At 38.0% G+C, this 2,021-nt stretch carries 3 protein-coding genes and 1 pseudogene; 3 read left to right on the forward strand and 1 reads right to left on the reverse strand.

Features of this window, described 5'->3' with window-relative positions; all coding sequences use genetic code 11:
* The 3 genes from FJR38_RS28770 to FJR38_RS23120 all read left to right on the forward strand — a co-directional run.
* Positions 1–171, forward strand: a 171-nt coding sequence (locus FJR38_RS28770) for a His/Gly/Thr/Pro-type tRNA ligase C-terminal domain-containing protein (protein WP_254449544.1), incomplete at its 5' end; no start/stop codon positions are given.
* Positions 172–301: 130 nt separating this feature from the next.
* Positions 302–592 carry a GIY-YIG nuclease family protein gene (locus FJR38_RS23115; RefSeq protein ID WP_168499089.1) on the forward strand — a complete coding sequence of 97 codons (291 nt, stop codon included), beginning with the start codon at positions 302–304 and terminating at the stop codon, positions 590–592.
* 165 nt (positions 593–757) lie between these two features.
* Positions 758–982, forward strand: coding sequence for a hypothetical protein (locus tag FJR38_RS23120; protein WP_168499056.1), 225 nt, complete (start codon positions 758–760; stop codon positions 980–982).
* A 154-nt stretch (positions 983–1,136) separates the two neighbouring features.
* Here the strand turns inward: FJR38_RS23120 and ftsH3 are convergent.
* Positions 1,137–2,021: pseudogene (ftsH3, locus tag FJR38_RS23125) on the reverse strand (ATP-dependent zinc metalloprotease FtsH3); the annotation flags it as partial.

Consider the following 2,021-nt stretch of genomic DNA (forward strand, 5'->3'; position numbering starts at 1 on the left):
CGCAACGCCGAAAAGGATAAAATACCTGTAATGGCGGTGGTTGGTGCGAAGGAAGTAGAAGCCAACAGCTTAAGTATCCGTACTCGTGCTTCCGGGGAGTTGGGAGTAATAACTGTAGATGAAGTTGTGAATAAGATCACAGAAGCAATTACTAATTTTAGTAATTTCTAGTAATGAGTAGGTTGGGTAGAACAAAATCAAACCTAACCTACAACTTTTTTGAACGGTAAATAACGCCATACATATTTAGGAGTCACTCATTGAACCCTACTGGAATGAAACCTTAAATTTATTTATACCAATGAATAAGCAGTTTTACATTTATATCATGACAAATAACCATAATAAAGTGCTTTACACAGGTGTAACGAATGACCTGATAAGAAGAGTTTATGAACACAAAGAAAAATTAATAGAAGGATTTACGAAAAAATATAATGTTAATAAATTAGTTTATTACGACATTTTTACAGATGCTACCAGTGCTATTGCTAGAGAAAAACAAATTAAAGCTGGTTCTAGACAAAAGAAAATTGATTTGATTAATAGCATTAATCAAGAATGGCGAGACTTGTATGAAAGTTTATTGTAATGATAATGGTATGTCATTGCGAACGGAACGAAGTGGAGTGAAGCAATCTCATCTTCACTAAGAGATTTAGCGATTGCTTCCCTTCGGTCGCAATGACAAATTCAAAAACTCTTCTAAGTCATACGTCATACCGAGAGATTTAGCGATTGCTTCCCTTCGGTCGCAATGACAAATTCAAAAACTCTTCTAAGTCATACGTCATACCGAGAGATTTTGCGATTGCTTCCCTTCGGTCGCAATGACAGCAAAGAAAAAGGACTTTTGGGCGTTATCTTCCGTAAATCCCAAAACAAAATTCAAGACCCTGCTAAATTAAAACGTAGTACAGCATTGGAACTGTTCCAAGGGATAACTGAGAATTTAGAAGTGAAATTAGAGGTGGAAGTTTAATCCTACATTCCACAAATATTAAAGCAAAAGTAAGAATTAAAAATTTAAAGAAAGTAAAGCCTGAAAAGATTGCATAGCAAAGATTTCAGGCTTTAATTTGGTAAAATATGGTATTGCTTTTGTGTTTAATTCAGCAAGCCATATTTAAGAAAAATTATGCAAAAGCTGCCATTTTCACATCGTTATTACCAAGAATTTCTTGTAATTCTTCAGCGTCTACGGTTTCTTTTTCAATCAGCATTTGAGCAATTTCATCTAATACCTTGCGGTTATTGACTAACACTTCTTTAGCTCGAATATAAGCAGTATCAACTAACTTACGAACTTCTTCGTCAATAGCAGCAGCGGTTTCTTCCGAAAAATCGCGTTCTGACATAATATCTCGACCAAGGAACATATTTCCTTGTTGACGACCAAGGGCAACTGGACCCAAGCGATCGCTCATCCCAAACCGAGTTATCATTTGTTTAGCTACTCTGGCTACTTGTTGTAAATCGTTGGAAGCACCAGTAGTCACTTCCTCTTCACCAAAGATGATTTCTTCAGCGAGACGACCACCTAAAGCCACAGCCATTTGATTTTCCAAATAAGCACGGCTGTATAAACCAGTATCCATGCGGTCTTCGCTAGGAGTAAACCAAGTTAAACCACCAGCCCGACCACGGGGAATAATGCTAATCTTTTGTACAGGGTCATAGTCAGGCATTAAAGCACCGACTAAAGCGTGGCCTGCTTCATGGTATGCAACCAAAGTTTTGCGCTTTTCGCTCATTACCCGGTCTTTCTTTTCAGGACCTGCTAATACACGATCAATTGCATCATTAATTTCATCCATCGAAATTTCGGTTAAATTCCGACGTGCTGCTAAAATTGCAGCTTCGTTGAGTAAGTTAGATAAATCTGCACCGGTAAAACCAGGAGTCCGACGCGCGATTTTATCTAAGTCTACATCTTTGGATAAAGTTTTACCACGAGCATGAACTCTCAATATTTCGCTTCTTCCAGCGTAGTCGGGACGGTCTACAACTACTTGACGGTC

This window comes from Anabaena sp. UHCC 0253 (assembly GCF_009712085.1).
Classification (GTDB): domain Bacteria; phylum Cyanobacteriota; class Cyanobacteriia; order Cyanobacteriales; family Nostocaceae; genus Dolichospermum.

What these genes read in the sequence shown, in the direction of transcription:
- FJR38_RS23115 (WP_168499089.1), top strand. Translation starts at nt 302, where the DNA reads ATGAATAAGCAGTTTTACATTTATATCATGACAAATAACCATAATAAA.
- FJR38_RS23120 (WP_168499056.1), top strand. Translation starts at nt 758, where the DNA reads ATGACAAATTCAAAAACTCTTCTAAGTCATACGTCATACCGAGAGATT.